This window comes from Enterobacter sp. 296B2, assembly GCF_034106185.1.
In the GTDB taxonomy this organism is placed as follows: Bacteria; Pseudomonadota; Gammaproteobacteria; order Enterobacterales; family Enterobacteriaceae; genus Enterobacter; species Enterobacter cloacae_N.
Genome location: NZ_JAWNCA010000007.1, coordinates 118455 through 136533 on the forward strand (window position 1 = coordinate 118455; position 18079 = coordinate 136533).

General features: G+C 52.2%; 17 protein-coding genes and 1 pseudogene. 9 read left to right on the plus strand and 9 right to left on the minus strand.

All coding sequences use genetic code 11. The features are described from left to right. The first annotated feature begins 156 nt into the window (after nucleotides 1-156). On the plus strand, nucleotides 157-609 hold the full coding sequence (gene matP / locus URZ40_RS07620; protein ID WP_023332611.1) for a macrodomain Ter protein MatP: 453 nt from the start codon (nucleotides 157-159) through the stop codon (nucleotides 607-609). 64 nt (nucleotides 610-673) lie between these two features. On the opposite strand, the gene ompA is transcribed toward matP, so the two are convergent. Both ompA and sulA read right to left on the minus strand, forming a co-directional pair. After that, nucleotides 674-1729, minus strand: coding sequence for a porin OmpA (gene ompA, locus URZ40_RS07625; RefSeq protein WP_108780329.1), 1056 nt, complete (start codon nucleotides 1727-1729; stop codon nucleotides 674-676). Nucleotides 1730-2083: 354 nt separating this feature from the next. Further along, on the minus strand, nucleotides 2084-2593 hold the full coding sequence (gene sulA / locus URZ40_RS07630) for an SOS-induced cell division inhibitor SulA (RefSeq protein ID WP_116340904.1): 510 nt from the start codon (nucleotides 2591-2593) through the stop codon (nucleotides 2084-2086). Nucleotides 2594-2810: 217 nt separating this feature from the next. Here sulA and URZ40_RS07635 point away from each other — a divergent pair, with 217 nt between their 5' ends. Then, on the plus strand, nucleotides 2811-3437 hold the full coding sequence (locus URZ40_RS07635) for a TfoX/Sxy family DNA transformation protein (RefSeq protein ID WP_316380061.1): 627 nt from the start codon (nucleotides 2811-2813) through the stop codon (nucleotides 3435-3437). On the opposite strand, the gene yccS is transcribed toward URZ40_RS07635, so the two are convergent. Together yccS and URZ40_RS07645 are read right to left on the minus strand one after the other, a co-directional pair. Continuing rightward, entirely contained in the window at nucleotides 3394-5556 is a 2163-nt protein-coding gene (yccS, locus tag URZ40_RS07640; protein ID WP_233002307.1) for a YccS family putative transporter, read from the minus strand. The genes URZ40_RS07635 and yccS overlap by 44 nt on opposite strands. Before the next feature lie 19 nt (nucleotides 5557-5575). Next, the gene (locus URZ40_RS07645) at nucleotides 5576-6022 is read right to left on the minus strand and encodes a YccF domain-containing protein (protein ID WP_302220859.1); all 447 of its coding nucleotides are present in this window, start codon (nucleotides 6020-6022) and stop codon (nucleotides 5576-5578) included. Nucleotides 6023-6145: 123 nt separating this feature from the next. Here URZ40_RS07645 and helD point away from each other — a divergent pair, with 123 nt between their 5' ends. Then, nucleotides 6146-8200, plus strand: coding sequence for a DNA helicase IV (gene helD / locus URZ40_RS07650; protein ID WP_320720212.1), 2055 nt, complete (start codon nucleotides 6146-6148; stop codon nucleotides 8198-8200). A 58-nt stretch (nucleotides 8201-8258) separates the two neighbouring features. On the opposite strand, the gene mgsA is transcribed toward helD, so the two are convergent. Further along, the gene (gene mgsA, locus URZ40_RS07655) at nucleotides 8259-8717 is read right to left on the minus strand and encodes a methylglyoxal synthase (RefSeq protein WP_116340896.1); all 459 of its coding nucleotides are present in this window, start codon (nucleotides 8715-8717) and stop codon (nucleotides 8259-8261) included. A gap of 80 nt (nucleotides 8718-8797) precedes the next feature. Then, entirely contained in the window at nucleotides 8798-9460 is a 663-nt protein-coding gene (locus URZ40_RS07660; RefSeq protein WP_320720214.1) for a curli synthesis inhibitor, read from the minus strand. A 173-nt stretch (nucleotides 9461-9633) separates the two neighbouring features. On the opposite strand from URZ40_RS07660, the gene URZ40_RS07665 reads away from it, so the two are divergent. Then, a complete protein-coding gene (locus tag URZ40_RS07665) occupies nucleotides 9634-10047 on the plus strand; it encodes a CoA-binding protein (protein ID WP_028012609.1) in 414 nt (137 codons plus the stop codon). Between the two features lie 36 nt (nucleotides 10048-10083). Here the strand turns inward: URZ40_RS07665 and hspQ are convergent, their stop codons facing one another. After that, complete coding sequence (hspQ, locus tag URZ40_RS07670; protein ID WP_008499919.1) at nucleotides 10084-10401, minus strand: heat shock protein HspQ; 318 nt, start codon at nucleotides 10399-10401, stop codon at nucleotides 10084-10086. A 60-nt stretch (nucleotides 10402-10461) separates the two neighbouring features. Further along, nucleotides 10462-11691 (minus strand): 23S rRNA (cytosine(1962)-C(5))-methyltransferase RlmI, encoded by a 1230-nt coding sequence (rlmI, locus tag URZ40_RS07675; protein WP_116340890.1) that lies wholly within the window; start codon nucleotides 11689-11691, stop codon nucleotides 10462-10464. Nucleotides 11692-11702: 11 nt separating this feature from the next. Here rlmI and URZ40_RS07680 point away from each other — a divergent pair, with 11 nt between their 5' ends. Next, the gene (locus URZ40_RS07680) at nucleotides 11703-12014 is read left to right on the plus strand and encodes a recombinase family protein (protein ID WP_316380063.1); all 312 of its coding nucleotides are present in this window, start codon (nucleotides 11703-11705) and stop codon (nucleotides 12012-12014) included. Between the two features lie 9 nt (nucleotides 12015-12023). Here URZ40_RS07680 and URZ40_RS07685 read toward each other — a convergent pair. Then, nucleotides 12024-13146, minus strand: a pseudogene (locus URZ40_RS07685) (IS3 family transposase). 145 nt (nucleotides 13147-13291) lie between these two features. On the opposite strand from URZ40_RS07685, the gene URZ40_RS07690 reads away from it, so the two are divergent. From URZ40_RS07690 to URZ40_RS07705, 4 genes are all read left to right on the plus strand, one after another. Further along, nucleotides 13292-13681 carry a hypothetical protein gene (locus tag URZ40_RS07690; protein ID WP_240326285.1) on the plus strand — a complete coding sequence of 130 codons (390 nt, stop codon included), beginning with the start codon at nucleotides 13292-13294 and terminating at the stop codon, nucleotides 13679-13681. Between the two features lie 233 nt (nucleotides 13682-13914). Continuing rightward, nucleotides 13915-14565, plus strand: coding sequence for a type II CAAX endopeptidase family protein (locus URZ40_RS07695; RefSeq protein ID WP_320720216.1), 651 nt, complete (start codon nucleotides 13915-13917; stop codon nucleotides 14563-14565). Nucleotides 14566-14567: 2 nt separating this feature from the next. Continuing rightward, entirely contained in the window at nucleotides 14568-15821 is a 1254-nt protein-coding gene (locus tag URZ40_RS07700; RefSeq protein WP_320720218.1) for an HlyD family efflux transporter periplasmic adaptor subunit, read from the plus strand. Then, entirely contained in the window at nucleotides 15821-18025 is a 2205-nt protein-coding gene (locus URZ40_RS07705; RefSeq protein WP_320720219.1) for a peptidase domain-containing ABC transporter, read from the plus strand. Before URZ40_RS07700 ends, URZ40_RS07705 begins: the two co-directional genes overlap by 1 nt. Nucleotides 18026-18079 lie beyond the last annotated feature (54 nt).

Here is an 18079-nt window from a genome sequence, read left to right on the forward strand (position 1 = left end):
GTGGAGTATACCGTAAGCGGGGGGCTCTACCCAAGCAGGATCGGGTATTTCAGCAGGCGGATTGGCCGCATTCACTCACAGGATATGATTTCTTTTCAGCAGATTGCTAAAAAACTGATATTCTGAACAGAGTTACGTGGTAACACTGAGATCGCAATGAAATATCAACAACTGGAAAATCTCGAAAGCGGCTGGAAATGGAAGTACCTGGTCAAAAAGCACCGTGAAGGGGAGCTGATCACCTGCTACATCGAAGCCAGCGCTGCGCAAGAAGCCGTGGATATTTTGCTGACCCTCGAAAATGAACCGGTACAGGTTAATGGCTGGATTGAGAAGCACATTAATCCTGCGTTGCTAAACCGGATGAAGCAAACTATCCGCGCGCGACGTAAACGGCATTTTAATGCTGAGCATCAGCATACCCGGAAAAAGTCCATCGATCTTGAATTCGTGGTCTGGCAGCGTCTGGCTGGGCTGGCGCAACGGCGTGGTAAGACCCTGTCGGAAACCATCGTGCAGTTGATTGAGGATGCCGAACATAAAGAGAAGTACGCTAACCAGATGTCGTCGCTGAAAAACGACCTTCAGGCGTTGTTGGGCAAAAAGTAGATTTTTGTTTTCTTAAGACAATAAAAAACCCCGCATGGCGGGGTTTTTTTTATAAGACGATAACTTATGCCGCTGGCTGAGTTACAACGTCTTTAACGCCTTTAACTTCGATCTCTACGCGACGATCTGGTGCCAGGCAGTCGATCAGTGCAGCGCGAGCTTTAACGTTGTCACAGGTGTTGCCAGTAACTGGGTTAGATTCGCCCATACCACGTGGGGAGATCTTGTTAGCTGGGATACCTTTAGAGATCAGGTAATCAACAACAGACTGAGCACGTTTCTCAGACAGTTTCTGGTTGTAAGCGTCAGAACCGATGCGGTCGGTGAAGCCCAGAACCACTACAGAACCGTCTTTAGGATCCAGGTTGCTCAGCTGGGTGTACAGCTGATCCAGTGCCTGCTGACCTTCTGGTTTCAGGGTCGCTTTGTTGAAGTTGAACAGAACGTCAGACTTCAGAGTGAAGTGCTTGGTCTGTACTTCTGGAGCTGGAGCCGGCGCTGGAGCAACAACTGGTGCTGCATCTTCCTGCTGGCCGAAACGGTAGGAAACACCTACGCTCAGCATGCCGTTGTCTGGACGAACGCCAACGGTAGCACCGTCACCGATGTTGTTAACCCACTGGTATTCCAGACGGGTAGCGATGTCACGGGTCATAGCCCACTCAACGCCACCAGCGAATACTGGGGAAACGCCAGTGTCATGGTCGTCGCCAGCGATGTTGTTGCTGGAGTCTGCACGCCATACCATGCCGCCCAGACGGGTGTACACGTCCAGATCGTCAGTTACTGGGTAACCGAGTTTAGCGGTCAGCTGAACGCCCTGAGCTTTGAAAGCGCCATTGATGGTATCGCCTTTGTATGGCATACGACCTAACCAGTCGTAACCCATTTCAAAGCCAACATACGGGTTAACCTGATAGCCACCGAACGCACCTGCACCAAGCTGGCTCTCGTGAGTAGGGCCATCGTTGTTCAGGCTGCTGTTGTACCAGCCAGTGTCATGGAACTGAGACCAGCCCAGTTTACCACCTGCATACCAGGTATTATCTTTCGGAGCGGCCTGCGCTACGGTAGCGAAGCCAGCCAGTGCCACTGCAATCGCGATAGCTGTCTTTTTCATTTTTTGCGCCTCGTTATCATCCAAAATTCGCCATGAAGGTCTCAAGAGAGAATCACGGTTAAATCCTTCACCGGGGGGCGTGGTCAAATATAAATCTACCGATATCTTCGGCTTAGGCCGAGCACCCCTGGCGATGTAAAGTCTACAACGTAGCTGAAAACTTACAAGTGTGAAGTCTGTCAGGCATATGAAAAAAAAAGTTCCGTATACCTATTATTTAACATTTTTAGAACGAATTTTGTGCAATAAAATTAAGGAGAACCGCACCAGACAAGCCTTGCCGGAATTTTGAGGCCGGGAACTAAAACCGCATCTTGCGGTCAAAAAAAATTCCAGGAAAAATCTTAATTTCACTCAATGATACAAATTTGAGTGAATTTTTAGCCCAGAAAGTTGTCCTCTGCGATAAGAATCTGGACGAACCGGGCGCATGATAAACCCGATCGCATTCCCTTCTTCAGCCGCTTCGGTCAGACGAAAATGTTCCTCTTCCGTCAATTCTTCCGGTAACCACCCGATCACCACGCTGTAATTTCCGGTGCGCAACGCTCGAATCATCGACTCGACGGTATCACACGGTGAAAGTTGGTTGATCTGCATCACCTTAGCCAGGGGCAGGCCTGCGGACTGCACCCATTCACGGCTCAGTTTCTGCTGTGGCGTCAGCCAGAGTTGCCAGCGAGATTGCTGACCAAGCTGCTGTAATAGCGGCAGCAGCAGGAGTTGGGTCAACAGGGGCTGGTCTTCACGATAAACCACTTCACTAATAAGCCCCGTCGAAGCACCACCAACGGCGTTTTGCGCGACATTGCCCGCGGTAGAGGTGAGAGAAGTTGAGCGATTTGCATAGCCTGAAGTGTACATTTTCATTCCAGCCCTGTAGTTACTGTATGAATATACAGTAACCCCTGTATGCATAAAGATCAACCTCATTTTCGGAAAGCGACTCGCAAAATTCATTCAATATTGATGCCCTTCGAAAAATCATCTTGCTCAACGACGCTAAGTTGCCTATTTTCCTGCTAACGGATCCGCTAGTAAGAAACTTCGTTGTTACTTTATGATTTTGAAGGGAAATATCATGAAAAAGATATCTTATGAACGGATTTATAAATCCCAGGAATACCTCTCACCGCTGGGTGAAATTCATCATCGTGCGCTGTTCGGCGGCTATACCCTGGCGGTGGATGACGCGGTTTTTGCCATGGTGTCAGATGGCGAGCTTTACCTCCGAGCCTGTGAAGAAAGCGCCAAATACTGTGTAAAAAATGCTGCGTCTTTTTTGACCCTGATGAAGCGGGGTCGCCCGGTGCTTCTCAACTATTACCGGGTGGATGACGGGTTATGGCAGGACAGGGAGCGTCTGCTTCAGCTCTCTTCGTTCGCGCTCAATGCGGCGAGAAAAGAGCGTTATCAGCGCCATCAGCGCAATCGACTTAAAGATCTGCCAAACCTGACCTTTCAGCTGGAAGTGTTGCTCCTTGAAGCGGGCATTGCCAACGAAGAAACGCTGCGGGCGCTTGGTGCCAGGGAGAGCTGGCTGAAAATGCGGGCGAAAAATAAAGCGCTTAGTATCAAAGTGCTTTTCGCGCTGGAAGGGGCTATTGAAGGGCTACATGAGGCGGCACTCCCGGCCGGCATTCGCCGGGAGTTGACGGAGTGGTTTAATGCGCTGCCTGCGCCACAGGAAAATCACTCCTCAAGGTAGCGATTTGCTGTTGCAGCCGGCAAATTTCAGGCAGCAAGGCGATGAGCAGGCCAATCTGCTGTAACACCAGAGGCGCTTTGCTGTCGTTTCCGGGCTCCAGATGCGCTATACGTTGCGTCAGTTCATCCAGCGCTTGTCTCACGCGCGGTTCATCGGCTGGCCGGTGATGCAAAGCGTCATCGACATAACAGACCGCGTCATCCAGCAGGCTGAGGATACCCGGGTTGGTCAGTTTCTCGCGGTGGGCACCCAGCGTCGAAATATAGCTCGTGAAGGTATGGTTCAGGCAGAGCAGCCGGAAAGCCGTCTCACGGATCTCCGCCGTGGCGCGCGGCTCCGTTGACATGTTGGAGACGACCGAGGCCAGCTCGGCATCGCTGTTGTGCGCATCGCGGCGGGCTATACGGTAAGCCAGACGGTTATCGCGACCCTGATGGTATTGCTCAAGGATGGCATCCAGATATCGACAGTTGGCGTTCATGGCCCTGTCTAACACGCGCGGTAAGTTACGGAAACGCCAGTCCGGCCAGATAAAGCTGACCGCGGCCCAGGCGATGGCGCAGCCAATAAGGGTATCGATCACACGGGGCAGGGCGACCTCGAAACCTTCACCCAGCAGGTTAAAGCAGAGCAGAACCAGCAGCGTGATGAACATGGTGGCATGAGCGTACTGTACGTTGCGAAACGCGAAGAACAACACGCCGGTGATCACGATCAGGATCAGCTGTCCTTCAATAGACGGCACGAAATAGAGCACCGGAAGGCCGATTGCGACGCCGACCAGCGTGCCGATAATGCGCAGCGCCAGGCGGTGTCGGGTGGCGTTATAGTTCGGCTGGCAGACGAACAGGCTGGTCAGCAGGATCCAGTAGCCGTGGTGCAAACCGGTTATCTGGATAAAAGCATACCCCACGCATAAGACCACGGACATTCGCACCGCGTGGCGAAACAGCGCCGACTCCGGCGTAAAATTGCGGCTCAGCCGCAGCCACATATCGCTAACGCCGTGCACGCTGTCATCAGCGAGCTGGTTGTCTATCTCATTGCCCGGCATTGCCATCGCCTGCTCGGACTCAATCGTCGCCAGCTGTGCATCAATCGCCCGCAGGTTGTTCAGCAGAAAACCCAGCGCTTTGATCTGTTCCGGTGACGTTCCACTGGCCTGCACGCGGTCGAGCGCCGCATCAAGATGGCTAAATACCCGTTCGAAGCGTGAGTCATGCTGATAGGGCGTGCGCAGCAGAATGGATCGTGCGAGCTGCTGGCATGCCTGAGACTGCATGGACAGCAGGCGCTGGAAGCGGAACATCACGTCGCTGTAGCGGAACTTCTCGCGCAGAGCGGCGTACTGAACGTGCGAAGAGCTGGCGCGTTCATGAATATCCTGAGCAGCAAAATAGTAGTGTAAGGTCCTTCGCGTTCCGCGCTGGCCGCGATCCCCGCGCAGACGGGTAAGCAGCGAGGCTTTCGTCTGGTTTAGGGTGGCGACCAGTTGGCCGTTGGCCAGCGCCAGATCGTAAAGCGGCGCCTGGCTTTCTTCCTCGATATCCGGGTCGAACAGCCGGGATTTCAGTTCCAGATAGTGGGCTAACTGCTCAAAGCTGCGGGCGAGATTATCCTGCAGAGGGCGAACCGGGAAGATCAGATGCCCGGTTAACGTCAGCAGGTTATACCAGATGGCCCCCAGCAAGAGCAGAACCGGCTGCTGATACCATTGGTCGTAAAGTGACACTCCCAGCATGGTATAGATGGCGATGAGCAAGGCACCGAAGGCGATAGTGGCATAGCGCTGCCCCAGACCGCCCAGCAAAATAAACCCGCTGGTTGAAAGCGTAAGGCCCAGGGCAAACAGCCAGGGCCAGGGAAAGAGCAACTCAACGGACGCGGAGGCGATAAAAAAACAGACGAGCGTAATCACCAGGTTACGCAAACGGCCAGCCAGGCGATCGTCCAGATCCGCCAGCGCTCCGGCCACCACCCCCAACGTGAGCGGGATGGTGAGTTTCACATCATTCAGCCACCACGGCAGGGCAGCCGTGCCGCAAAGCGCGATAAAAATCCTGACGTTGTAGAGCCAGGCGCTGTTCCAGGTATAACGGCGAAGCAGTGGGCTTAGCATAAACGCGGCCAGTCCTTATTTACTGAAAACGACGACGTGCGTTCGCTTCACGCGCCGCCTGGGCCACTTCGACCGGAACCACCCTGCGACCGACGGGCCAAAGGGCGATGGCGGCGATCTTAAAGTTTGCGAGCCCGACCGGAATACCAATTATTGAGATGCACTGCGCAATACCGGCAAAAATATGCATGATGCACAGCCACCAGCCGAAGAAAATCAGCCACAGAATGTTCAGCAAAGTTCCCCCCGTATTCATCAGGGCGCTCTTGCTCTCCGGGTTCAGTTCGTCTACGTGGATAGCTTCGTTACCGTAGGGGATGAACGACAGTTTCGTGATTTCCCAGCAGGAACGAGTCAGGGGAAGCGTGAAAATCAGGACGATGCTCACCAGCGTGGCAAAAAGCCAGGAAAGGGTGGTGGCAAAACCGCCCAGCACAAAATTCAACACATTCAGAACGGTACGCATAAACCCTCACTTCCTTTCGATAAAATTAACGCCCAATGATTGTAACGTTTTTTTAGGCTGGAGCACCTTAAAACTGGCAGTTAAACTGTCAGGTAAATTATCTCTTCGTGGATTTGGCGGGACATGGAACTGAAAGCAACTTCATTAGGCAAACGCCTGGCGCAACACCCCTATGACAGAGTTGTTCTGCTCAATGCCGGGGTGAAAGTCACCGGAGAACGCCACGAATACCTTATTCCGTTTAATCAGCTTCTGGCTATTCACTGCAAGCGCGGGCTGGTGTGGGGCGAGCTGGAGTTTGTTCTGCCTGACGATAAAGTCGTGCGTCTTCACGGCACCGAGTGGGCGGAAACCCAGCGTTTCCATCATCACCTGAACGCGCTCTGGCAGCAGTGGAGTCACGACATGAGCGTCATTGCCGCTCAGGTACTGCAGCAGGTGCTGGACGATATTGCCCATAGCAACGCGCAACAAACGTGGCTGACACGTCAGCAGACCGCCGGGCTACAGCAAAAGATCCGGCAGGCGCTCTCGGCGCTGCCGCTCTCCGTGACGCGTCTTGATGAGTTCGACAACTGTCGCGACGCCTGGCGTCAGTGTCAGGCCTGGCTGAACGATATGGATAAAAGCCGGCTGGCGCATAATCAGGCCTGGACAGACGCCATGCTCACCCAATACGCCGACTTTTTCAGCACGGTGGAATCTTCACCGCTCAACCCTGCTCAGGCGCGCGCGGTGGTCAACGGCGAGCAGTCGCTGCTGGTGCTGGCGGGGGCCGGAAGCGGTAAAACGTCGGTGCTGGTGGCGCGTGCGGGCTGGCTTCTCACCACCGGGGAGGCCGTTGCCGAGCAGATCCTGCTTCTGGCCTTTGGCCGCAAGGCGGCACAGGAGATGGATGAACGTATCCAGGAACGCCTGCACACCCGGGATATCACGGCCAGAACCTTCCATGCCCTCGCGCTGCATATCATTCAGCAGGGCAGCAAAAAAGTGCCTGCCATCAGTAAACTGGAAAACGACGCGCAGGCGCGGCAGGCGTTGTTTATTAAAACGTGGCGTCAGCAGTGCAGTGAGAAAAAGGCGCAGGCGAAAGGGTGGCGCCAGTGGCTGGAGGAGGAACTCAACTGGGAGGTGCCGGAGGGCAGTTTCTGGCAGGATGAAAAACTGGCGCGTCGGCTCGGCTCGCGACTTGACCGCTGGGTCAGCCTGATGCGAATGCACGGCGGCTCACAGGCAGAGATGATTGAAAGCGCGCCGGAGGCGATCCGCGATCTGTTTTCGAAGCGGGTCAAGCTGATGGCTCCGCTGCTGAAAGGCTGGAAAACCGCGCTGAAAGAGGAAAATGCCGTCGATTTCTCCGGTTTGATCCATCAGGCTATCATCATTCTTGAGAAGGGGCGCTTTGTCAGCCCATGGAAACATATTCTGGTGGATGAGTTTCAGGACATCTCACCCCAGCGTGCTGCACTGCTCTCGGCGCTGCGGGCGCAAAATAAACATACCTCGCTGTTTGCGGTGGGGGACGACTGGCAGGCCATCTACCGCTTCAGCGGGGCGCAGCTTTCACTGACGACCGCGTTCCACCACTATTTTGGCGAGGGTGACCGCAGCGATCTGGACACGACATACCGCTTCAATTCACGAATTGGTGAGATCGCCAACCGCTTTATCCAGCAGAACCCGCATCAGCTGGCAAAGCCGCTCAATAGCCTGCGCCCGGGGGATAAAAAAGCGGTCACCCTGCTGGCGGATGATCAGCTGGAGCCGCTGCTGGACAAGCTCAGCGGCTATGCGAAGCCCAATGAGCGAATCCTTGTGCTTGCGCGCTACCATCACCTTAAACCCGCGGCGCTGGAAAAAGCCGCCACCCGTTGGCCGAAACTGCAGCTTGAATTTATGACCATTCACGCCAGCAAAGGGCAGCAGGCCGATTATGTGATTGTGGTGGGGCTGAAAGAGGGCAGCGACGGTTTCCCGGCCCCGGCTCGCGAGTCGGTCATGGAAGAGGCCCTGCTGCCGGTGCCGGAAGACTTTCCGGACGCCGAAGAGCGGCGTTTGCTGTACGTGGCCATCACCCGCGCACGTCATCGCGTGTGGCTGCTGTTCAATAAAGAAGAGCCATCCGTGTTTGTCGATATCCTGAAGAGTATTGATGTGCCGGTAGCGCGTAAACCATAACGATGTCAGGCAAGATTTTCCAGGCCGGGTAAGGCGTAGCCGCCGCCCGGCAAAAAAGCTACTTCAGTCTTTCGGACAGATAGCGCTGATAGTCCGGAATAAGGATCTCAACCGGCGAGTTAAACTGCGGCGATTCAATGATGAAATCCGCCGTCGACAGGTTCGTCGCCACCGGAATATTCCACACCGTCGCCAGGCGCAGCAGCGCTTTGACGTCCGGATCGTGCGGAACCGCGTTCAGCGGATCCCAGAAGAAGATCAGCACATCAATTTTCCCTTCGGAAATTTGCGCGCCGACCTGCTGATCGCCGCCCATCGGGCCGCTCAGCATCGCATTCACCTCCAGACCCGTTTCGCGCTGGATCAGGTTACCGGTGGTACCGGTCGCCGAGAGGGCGTGCTTTTGCAGCAACGGCTGATGGCGGCGAACCCAGTTAAGCAGCATTTGTTTACAGTGATCGTGCGCCACCAGCGCAATGTGTTTACGTTCAGGCAGCGTGCGTGTTGTCAGTTCCATAATCATTTCCATCAGGTTAACTGACTACACGATGACGGGAACCGTCTGACCCTGCAAGAGAAAGGCGTAAAAAATGTGGCTTATGATGAAGGTTGCTGTTTTGCCCACTGTAAAAAGCGGGCCCGCGTGTCGGGATCGGCCTGCTGGAACCAGAATTTAAGACGCTGTTCCGTCAGCGTCTGGGACTGCGGCGGAATAACGTCCAGTTCCGAGACGCCGGATAACAGCGTACTGTCGTCCGCCATCATGGTGGCAAACTGCGGAAGGGAGGCGCGTTTACTGGCTTTGTTATAGACCTGCGTCGCGGCCTCGTAGTCCGGGCTTTTCGGGGAGTGGGTCAACGCCAGAATATCCAGCTTCACCGGAATCGGCATCGCATTCCCGTCCAGCAGCTCAACGCGCGGCGAGGCGTCAAAGGCCGCTGATTCCTTCTCCGTTTCAAGGCGAGGCAGGGTAATGTTCACCTGACTGATTTGCCGGGTGTTAAAGCTGACAATCAGCGGCGGAGAGATGTACATCCGTTGCTCATGGTTGTTCAGGCCGATCGATTTTTCGACCCGGAACACCAGCTGATGCGGCCCGTTATCTAATTCAATGCTGTCAGCACCGCGCAATAACGAGCTGGAGACCTTTTTTCCGTCCAGTACCAGGAGATCAATATCGCCAGAAAGCCGGAGCGTGGTGGCAAATACGCAGACCGGCATCACTAACGCAATCAGAGCAGTGGCAATACCGGTTTTCATAGAAGGCTCCCGTCAGAAATCCTTTCGCCGCATTAATGTATCTAAATCTTTCGATAATCACGTTTACTAACATATAGACATATTTCGCCGTTTTGCCCTCATACAACTGTATGGGATGGATGGTTGAGATGTGCGCTTTGGCGTACACTTTTAAAAAAGCCAGGAGAAAAACCATGAAAGAGAACGATATTGCCGAGATTCTGACATCCACGCGTACCATTGCGCTGGTGGGCGCGAGCGATAAACCCGACCGTCCAAGCTATCGGGTGATGAAATACCTTCTCGATCAGGGCTATCACGTTATCCCGGTGTCGCCAAAAGTGGCGGGGAAAACATTGCTGGGTCAGCAGGGTTACGCCACGCTCGCTGACGTGCCGGAAAAAATCGATATGGTCGATGTCTTCCGTAATTCCGAGGCTGCATGGGAAGTGGCGCAGGACGCTATCGCCGTAGGGGCGAAAACGCTGTGGATGCAGTTAGGTGTAATTAACGAGCAGGCCGCCGTGCTGGCGCGTGATGCGGGATTGAAGGTCGTCATGGATCGCTGTCCGGCGATCGATATTCCCAGACTGGGTCTGGCGAAATAATAAAAAAAAGCCCGTCATCGGGCTTTTTTTACACGCTTAGTTCCGCAGACGCGGAGCCTGTAACTGTTTGCGGATAGTCTGAGCAAGTTCATCCATCGTGGGTTGTTCCGGATGCTCTTCCTGCAGCTCGCTACTCAGCTGCGCTTCGGCAAGGTAGGTATGAACGGGTTGTCCGTCGTCACCTTCCATCACCACATGGTACCAGGGCGCAGCGCGAAGCTCTGCGTTGACCGCCAGCTCGTCTGCTGACGGTTCATCAAGGGAATACTCCGGGTCGATATCCACGACCACACCCAAATACCCTAGCAAAGTGTGGCGGACCTGCTGGCCGATACCGAATTTGCTGGCAATCATAGTCACCTCCCGGGAAACACTACTTACACATTATGTGCGGGCAATATTTCTCTTTTCAAGTTACATGACGCGACAGGCAAACCCTTTCAGATACAGTCCTTCCGGGTAGGTAGCAATCACGGGGTGATCGGCTGCCTGACGGAACTGCTCTATAAATTGTACATCACGCCCGGCATCTATTGCGGCATCGGCGATGATTTTTTGGAATAAATCGGTGGTCATCAGGCCGGAGCAGGAGAAGGTGAGCAGAACCCCGCCCGGATTCAGCAGCTGGATAGCCAGCATGTTGATATCTTTATACCCGCGGCACGCGCCCATCAGCTGGCTTTTGTTTTCCACAAACTTTGGCGGATCCATCACGATGACGTCGAACTTCTCGCCCTGGTCGCGATATTTACGCAGTAGCTTGAACACATCATCGCGGACAAACTCCGCTTTGCTCAAGTCCAGCTTGTTCAGCTCGACGTTCTGTTTTGCCACGTCCAGCGCTTCCTGCGAGGTGTCCACGCTGACCACCTGAGCACAGCCGCCCATCAGCGCCGAAACGGCAAAACCGCCGGTGTAGGAGAAGCAGTTCAGCACGCGTTTGTCGGCAACATACTGACGCGTAGCCAGACGGCTGTCGCGCTGGTCAAGGTAGTAACCCGTTTTGTGCCCGCCCTGAATATCCACCAGCAGCTTCATGCCGTGCTCTTCAATCGGCAGCAGGGCAGGCGGCAGTTCACCCGTGACCGGCCCCTGAGTCAGCTCCATACCCTCTTTTTTGCGCACCGCCACATCGCTGCGGTCGTAGATAGCGCATTCAGGGAACAGGGTTTGCAGCGCGCTAATCAGCGCGGCACGCTGGTATTCCGCCCCTGCGCTCAGGAGCTGCAGCACGAGGAAGTTACCGAAGCGGTCAATGGTGACGCCCGGCAGGCCGTCGGATTCACCGGCAATCAGGCGGTAGCTGTCCAGACCGTCGCGCTTTGCCAGCCAGTCGCGCCACTGCTGCGCCTGCTGAAGACGGCGTACGAAGAAGTCGATATCGATGGTTTCGTCTTTATCAAAGGTCCAGACGCGAGCACGGATCTGGGACGCTGGCGAGTAGGCGCCTCGCGCTAACCATTTCCCCTGGTGGTCAACGATATCAATGGTTTCACCGAGGCTGGCTTTGCCTTCCATACGGGCAACCGCGCCGGAAAAGACCCAGGGATGACGGCGCAGTAATGATTTCTCGCGCCCTTTGGTTAACACTAAACGGGAAAACCTTGTAAAATCTGTTTTTTGGCTTTCTTCTGATGTATTCATTAGGTACTCCCATGGAAAAACGCAAACTGTATAGTTATATACGTTGGTCAAGTGATAAACAGGCAAAAGGTTCATCATTGCAACGACAGTTGGAAACGGCGCGTAGAGTAGCACATGAAAACGGTTTAGAGCTTATTGAAATCATCGATGCCGGATTGTCTGCGTTTAAATCTAAGCATCTTGAAAAGGGCAGTTTAGGCGCATTTATCGAGGCAGTTAAAGAGGGGGAAGTCGCTAACGATTCATGGCTTACAGTCGAAAGTTTAGATCGGATAAGTCGCAATACAATTCTGAAAGCACAACTGATCTGCCCCCAGGTTTAGATACAACCTTCAGTTAGTAATGTCGGTTGGTTTTTCTTCATATTTCCTGTTTCGCCAGTCCGTTGCGAATTCAGCTGGTGTCTGGTAATCCAGCGATGAATGGGGACGGCACTCGTTATAATCCTGCCGCCAGTCATTAATCGTTTTCAGGGAATGAAGAACATCGCTGAACCCGTGTTCATTCAGACACTCATCGCGAAAGCGTCCGTTAAAACTCTCAATAAATCCGTTCTGCGTTGGCTTACCTGGCTGGATAAGCCGTAGTTCCACACCATGCTCAAAGGCCTATTGATCGAGCGCGCGGCAGGTAAATTCCGGGCCCTGATCGGTTCTCTTATTGTAGCCGGATAGCCCCTAAACAGCGCGATGCTGTCAAGAATACGCGTGACCTGAACGCCTGAAATACCGAAAGCAGCGGTGATCGTCAGACACTCCTTCGTGAAATCATCTACACAGGTCAGGCACTTGATCCTCTGACCGTTGGCCAGTGCGTCCATAACGAAATCCATCGACCAAGTTAGGTTCGGCGCATCCGGGCGCAGAAGCGAAAACCGTTTGGTTGCCAGCCCTTTACGGCGTCGTCTGCCTTTTACGCTCAGTCCATTAAGGTGGTAAATACGGTATACCCGCTTGTAATTGACGTGAAGGCCCTCCCGACGCAACAGCTGCCAGATTCGGCGGTAGCCAAAACGCCTGCGCTCCAGTGCCAGCTCAGTGATGCGCCCTGATAAATGCGCATCAGCTGCCGGACGCTGAGCCTCATAGCGGCAGGTCGAAAGGGACAAACCTGTAAGCCTGCAGGCACGACGTTGCGACAGACCGGTCGCATCACACATAAACTCAACGACTTCCCGCTTCTGGCCTGTCGTCAGTACTTTCGCCCCAGAGCCACCTGAAGTGCCTCCTTATCCAGCATGGCTTCGGCAAGTAGCTTCCTGAGGCGGGCGTTCTCCTCTTCAAGAGATTTGAGCCGCTTCACCTCAGGAACTTCCATGCCACCAAACTTTTTGCGCCAGGTGTAGAAAGTGGCGTCGGAAAGGGCGTGCTTACGGCAGAGCTCACGGGCAGAAACTCCGGCTTCCGCTTCGCGAAGAATACTGATGATCTGTTCGTCGGAAACACGCTTCTTCATGGGGATGTCCTCATGTGGCTTATGAAGAAATAACTAACATCGGGGTATATTAATCAACGGGGAGTAGGTCAGCTGCATTTACATTTATTTACATAAATTCACTTTATCCATACATTTCTGTCGTGTGATAGTGAAATAGCACTTTATGTTAAAATGGAAAAGAGGGATTTTTATGTCAAATATCAGAGAATTAACTTTAAGTGAAATAGAACTGGTCAGTGGTGGTGGAAACTCTGGCGACCATGAACACAACTACAACAAACAATCTCAAACTGGAGCACGTAACACTCTGGGACGGAATGCACCGACACATATTTACAGTGACCCAAGCACAGCTAAATGTGGTGATGCTGTCTTCAGTGGGATGGTAGGTGGTGCAATCAAAGGTGGCCTTGTTGGAATGGCCAGAGGAACTATTGGTGGAGCAGTTGTTGGCCAGTGTCTCTCCGGTGGTGGAAATGGTAACGGAGGGGGAAACAAAGCTGGTTCCAGTAATTGTTCAGGAGGTAACTTTGGTGGTACCTGTAGCCGATAAGTAAGTATCAACGGAGGATGCTACAATGGTTATTAAAATAATGTCTTTTATCTTAAGTTTATTACTGGGTTTTGCGCTATTAAGTGGCTCCTCCATTATTGACCTATCTTGGTTTTCCTTTCCTGAGGAGTTTTCAAAGATAATAATTACATTGATCACCTTGTTTTCCACTGCTAAATTTACTGATATGATTTTAGCAAAAATAAAAACTTTCATAAAGTGACGCCCTTGTAATGAATGAGCGTACGAGCCAGTTTATATATAGTAAACAAAGCACTATCGTTTTTCTTGTAGTGGTTATTATATCAACCATTGTAACTCTATCCCCAGCCTTTACGCTGCGTTATGTCGGGCTGGACACAGCTTTTACTATTGTTTTCATTACAGAGATTCTAATTTCTACTTTCGTTTATTTGTTTTGCCTGAAAAATATCCCTGGGTGTCGAATAAAAGTAAGTGCAAGCCCAGCCTCAGTAAAATTTTCAGCTGCGTCATTTCTTATAATTATTTTTATACAACTTGCTGTTTATTGCTACAGAGACTATTTATACCATTACGAACCATCACAGATAAACTGGATCACAGTTTTAGTGATGACAATAGTAGTACCCTATTATGAGGAAATTATCTACAGAGGATGTGCCTTCGAAGTTGCATGCTCAATTTACCGGAAGAATCTGGTTATTCCGTGTGTAATAACATCTTTGTTTTTTTGTCTAATGCATGGACAGTATTATGATATACTGGATCAGATCATTCTGTTTGTTGTTTCGATGTTATTGTTCGCGGTTAAAATAAAAAGCAAATCTCTTTTCTATCCTATATTGATACACTCAGGCATGAATGGGTTTGTTATATTGTTAAATATTCAGAACGTTTTATAACTATGAGTATATTCAGGGAGGAAGCATTAAATCATCATAATGATACCGGGTACGGAGATATTGTTTTACCCGCTTCATTCGGCATGTCAGTATGCGCCGTTACTACAATATTCTTGGTTCTGAGCGTCGCATTATTCGTTTATTTAGGTAGCTATACTCGCAAGGCACATCTTACAGGCATCGTTATGCCTTCATCCGGACTGGTGAAAATAACACCTCAATATGCAGGGTACGTCACCCGACAGACTGTTTCAGAAGGTCAGCACGTCATTGCTGGTGAGTCCGTTTACCATATCAGCGGCGAGCATTATAACGAACAGGGCACAGGTACGCTGGCTGCCATGAGCATATCCTTGAGAACTCAATATGCCATGCTGTCTTCTCAACAGGCTCTGGAATTGCGTGACAACAGTCAGCAGCAGCAAGCCATACAACAGCGAATTGTCTCCCTGAAACCTCAGATTAACAGTGCAGAGCAGCGTTTGTCGCTTGCCGAGCATCAGGTTGCGCTGGCTGTGTCCGTCATGGAGCGCTATAAAAAACTTGCCGGCACGCATTACGTTTCTGATATCGAATACCAGCAGAAACAGATTGACGTCTCCACGGCACAGCAAAACGTTGAGGATCAACGTCAGGGGCTTCTGCAACTACACACAGCAATGGAGTCTGCTGAAGATGATCTTACCCATCTCATCGTACAGGGCGAAAGCCGGAAAGCTGAACTGGACAGGCAGTTGCAGGGTATAAGACAACAGCAGGATGAACTGGCCGGACAGGAGCATTTTACGCTGACCGCTCCAGTATCCGGAACCGTTGCCGCCGTTCTGGTCAGACAGGGACAGTCGGTCAGGGCATCTGAACCTGTCATGACGCTTGTCCCCGACAATGCTCGTCTGCAGATAGAACTCTATGCCACCAGTCAGAACGCTGGCTTCGTCCAGCCGGGGCAACGTGTCGCCCTCCGATTCGCCGCTTTCCCCTATCAGAAGTTTGGTGTTCAGTACGGGACTATTCGAGAGATAAGCCGTACAACGCTGACGCCGTCAGATTTAATCTCCGTATCCCCTGTCACCTGGAAGGAGAATGAAGGGCACTACCGTGTCATTGTCGAACCTGAGAATACTTTTATTCTGGCTTATGGAAAAAAAGAACCTCTTCGACCCGGTATGACCCTTGAGGGGGACGTCAGTTTGGATACGCGTCATTTGTGGGAGTGGCTTACAGAACCGCTCTGGAGCCTGAAAGGAAAACTGTAATGGGATCACTGAACTGGACAGGGAAAAGACGGCTTCCCCTCATCCGCCAGACAGAGTCAGCGGAGTGTGGACTGGCGTGTCTGGCAATGATGGCCAGCTGGCACGGTCTGCAGACGGATCTACCCACGCTCCGTGAACGCTTCAGTATCAGTACTCAGGGAATGCCCCTGCAGAGACTGATTGAATGTGCAGCCGGTATCCATTTGTCTTCCCGCGCCGTCAGGCTGGAGCCGGAAGACCTGAAGTCTCTTTCTTTACCCTGTATTCTCCACTGGAACATGAATCATTTCGTTGTACTTCATAAGGTTCGCGGTAGCAGGCTGGTTATACATGATCCCGATAAGGGGAAGGTGACAATTTCCCTGACGGACGCAGGGAAGCACTTCACCGGCGTCGCGCTGGAGCTGATGCCAGCCAGCGATTTCACCGCCAGGGATGAAAGAAAGAAAATTCGTCTGCGCCAGCTGACAGGAAAAACACCCGGCCTGCTGGCGGCAATGTCACGCATCATCGTTTTTGCCCTGGCACTGGAGATACTGACATTAGGAAGTCCTCTTCTCAACCAGTTGGTGATTGATGAGGTCCTGGTTGCCGCCGATCGAAGCCTGTTGACCGTTATTATCATCGCCCTGTTGTTGCTGTCACTTACCCAGATGCTGCTGTCGCTGGCCCGTCAGTGGGCCAGTCTCACCCTGTCTGTTAATTTTAATATGCAGTGGACTGCCCGGGTGTTCCATCATCTGGTCCGTCTCCCTCTCTCCTGGTACGATGCACGCAGTAAGGGGAGTATTAACGCGCGTTTTGATGCGGTAGATACCATCCAGCAGGCGCTGACCACGCAGGTACTTGAAGGCATTCTGGATGTGCTGCTTGTGGTGACTGCACTCTGTATGATGTTGTTCTACAGTCCTGAAATGACGCTGATAGCGGTACTGGCAGCCGTCATCTACGGCGTGCTGAGAGTGCTCTGGTATCCGTCTCTTCGACAGTCTGCAGAAGACGCTTGGGATGCTGGTGCCAGGGAATCAGGATATTTTCTTGAAACCCTTAACGGGATCCTAAGCCTGAGAATAAACGGTGTGACTGCATTTCGGGAAGCCGCCTGGCTGAATCTCAACGTCACCCGGAGAAATACGCAGTTGCGCCAGAGTCGTCTGCTGATGTGCTATGACATTGCGCACACCTTGACCGGCAGTGTGGTATCGGCGGTTATTTTGTGGAAGGGTGCTGGCGAGGTGATGAATGGCACTTTTACTGTCGGTATGTTGGTTGCCTATTTGTCTTATCAGATGCGTTTTTCTTCGAGTATTAGCAGCCTTACTGACAAGTTTTTTTCCTGGCGAATGCTTGATGTTTATAATGAGCGTCTGGCTGACATTGTGCTAACCCAAACAGAAGGGCATCAGCAACGGTCCGTTCATGAAGATGTCAGTACTTCTGTCATTACCTCCGTAGTCAGTGGGACTCCGAAAGCTCATCCCCCGTTATCTATCGAGCACATCGTATTCAGCCACAAGGGCGGGAACAAACCGATACTTCGCGGAATTTCACTGGTGCTTCAGCCAGGTGAAGTAGTGGCCATTACGGGTAAATCTGGGTGCGGAAAATCGACGCTGGTAAAACTTATCTTGGGAATTCATATTCCTGATGAAGGGACAATCAGAACATTTGGCATACCGCAAACGCACCCCGATTATTTTCAGGTACGACGGCGGATTGGTACCGTATTGCAGGATGATCACCTTTTCAGAGGATCCATTGCAGATAACATCATTTTCTTCAGCGAAGACCGCAATCAGGAAAGAATGATCCAGTGCGCCCGTCTGGCGCTAATTGACACTGATATCATGGCAATGCCGATGGGATATCAGACATTAATCGGTGAAACCGGTGGTGTACTCTCCGGAGGGCAAAAGCAACGTATTTTGCTGGCAAGAGCGTTGTACAAACAACCGGGGTTTTTGTTACTGGACGAAGCGACCAGCCACCTTGATGTTGAGAGTGAAATACAGATAAGCCAGACACTACGCCAGTTGGGGCTACCTGTCCTGCTGGTTGCCCATCGCCCGGAAACCATTGCCTCTGCCGACCGGGTTCTGTATCTCGCAGATGGATATTTGGAAGAACAAAAATGCCAGTACACAGGTAATAACGATTATATAGTTTATGAAGCCAATGATGATAATGTGGTTAAGGAGACCTGACTATGGAATATGCTATATTCAGCGGGATATTTACACTCGCATGACCAAAAGAAA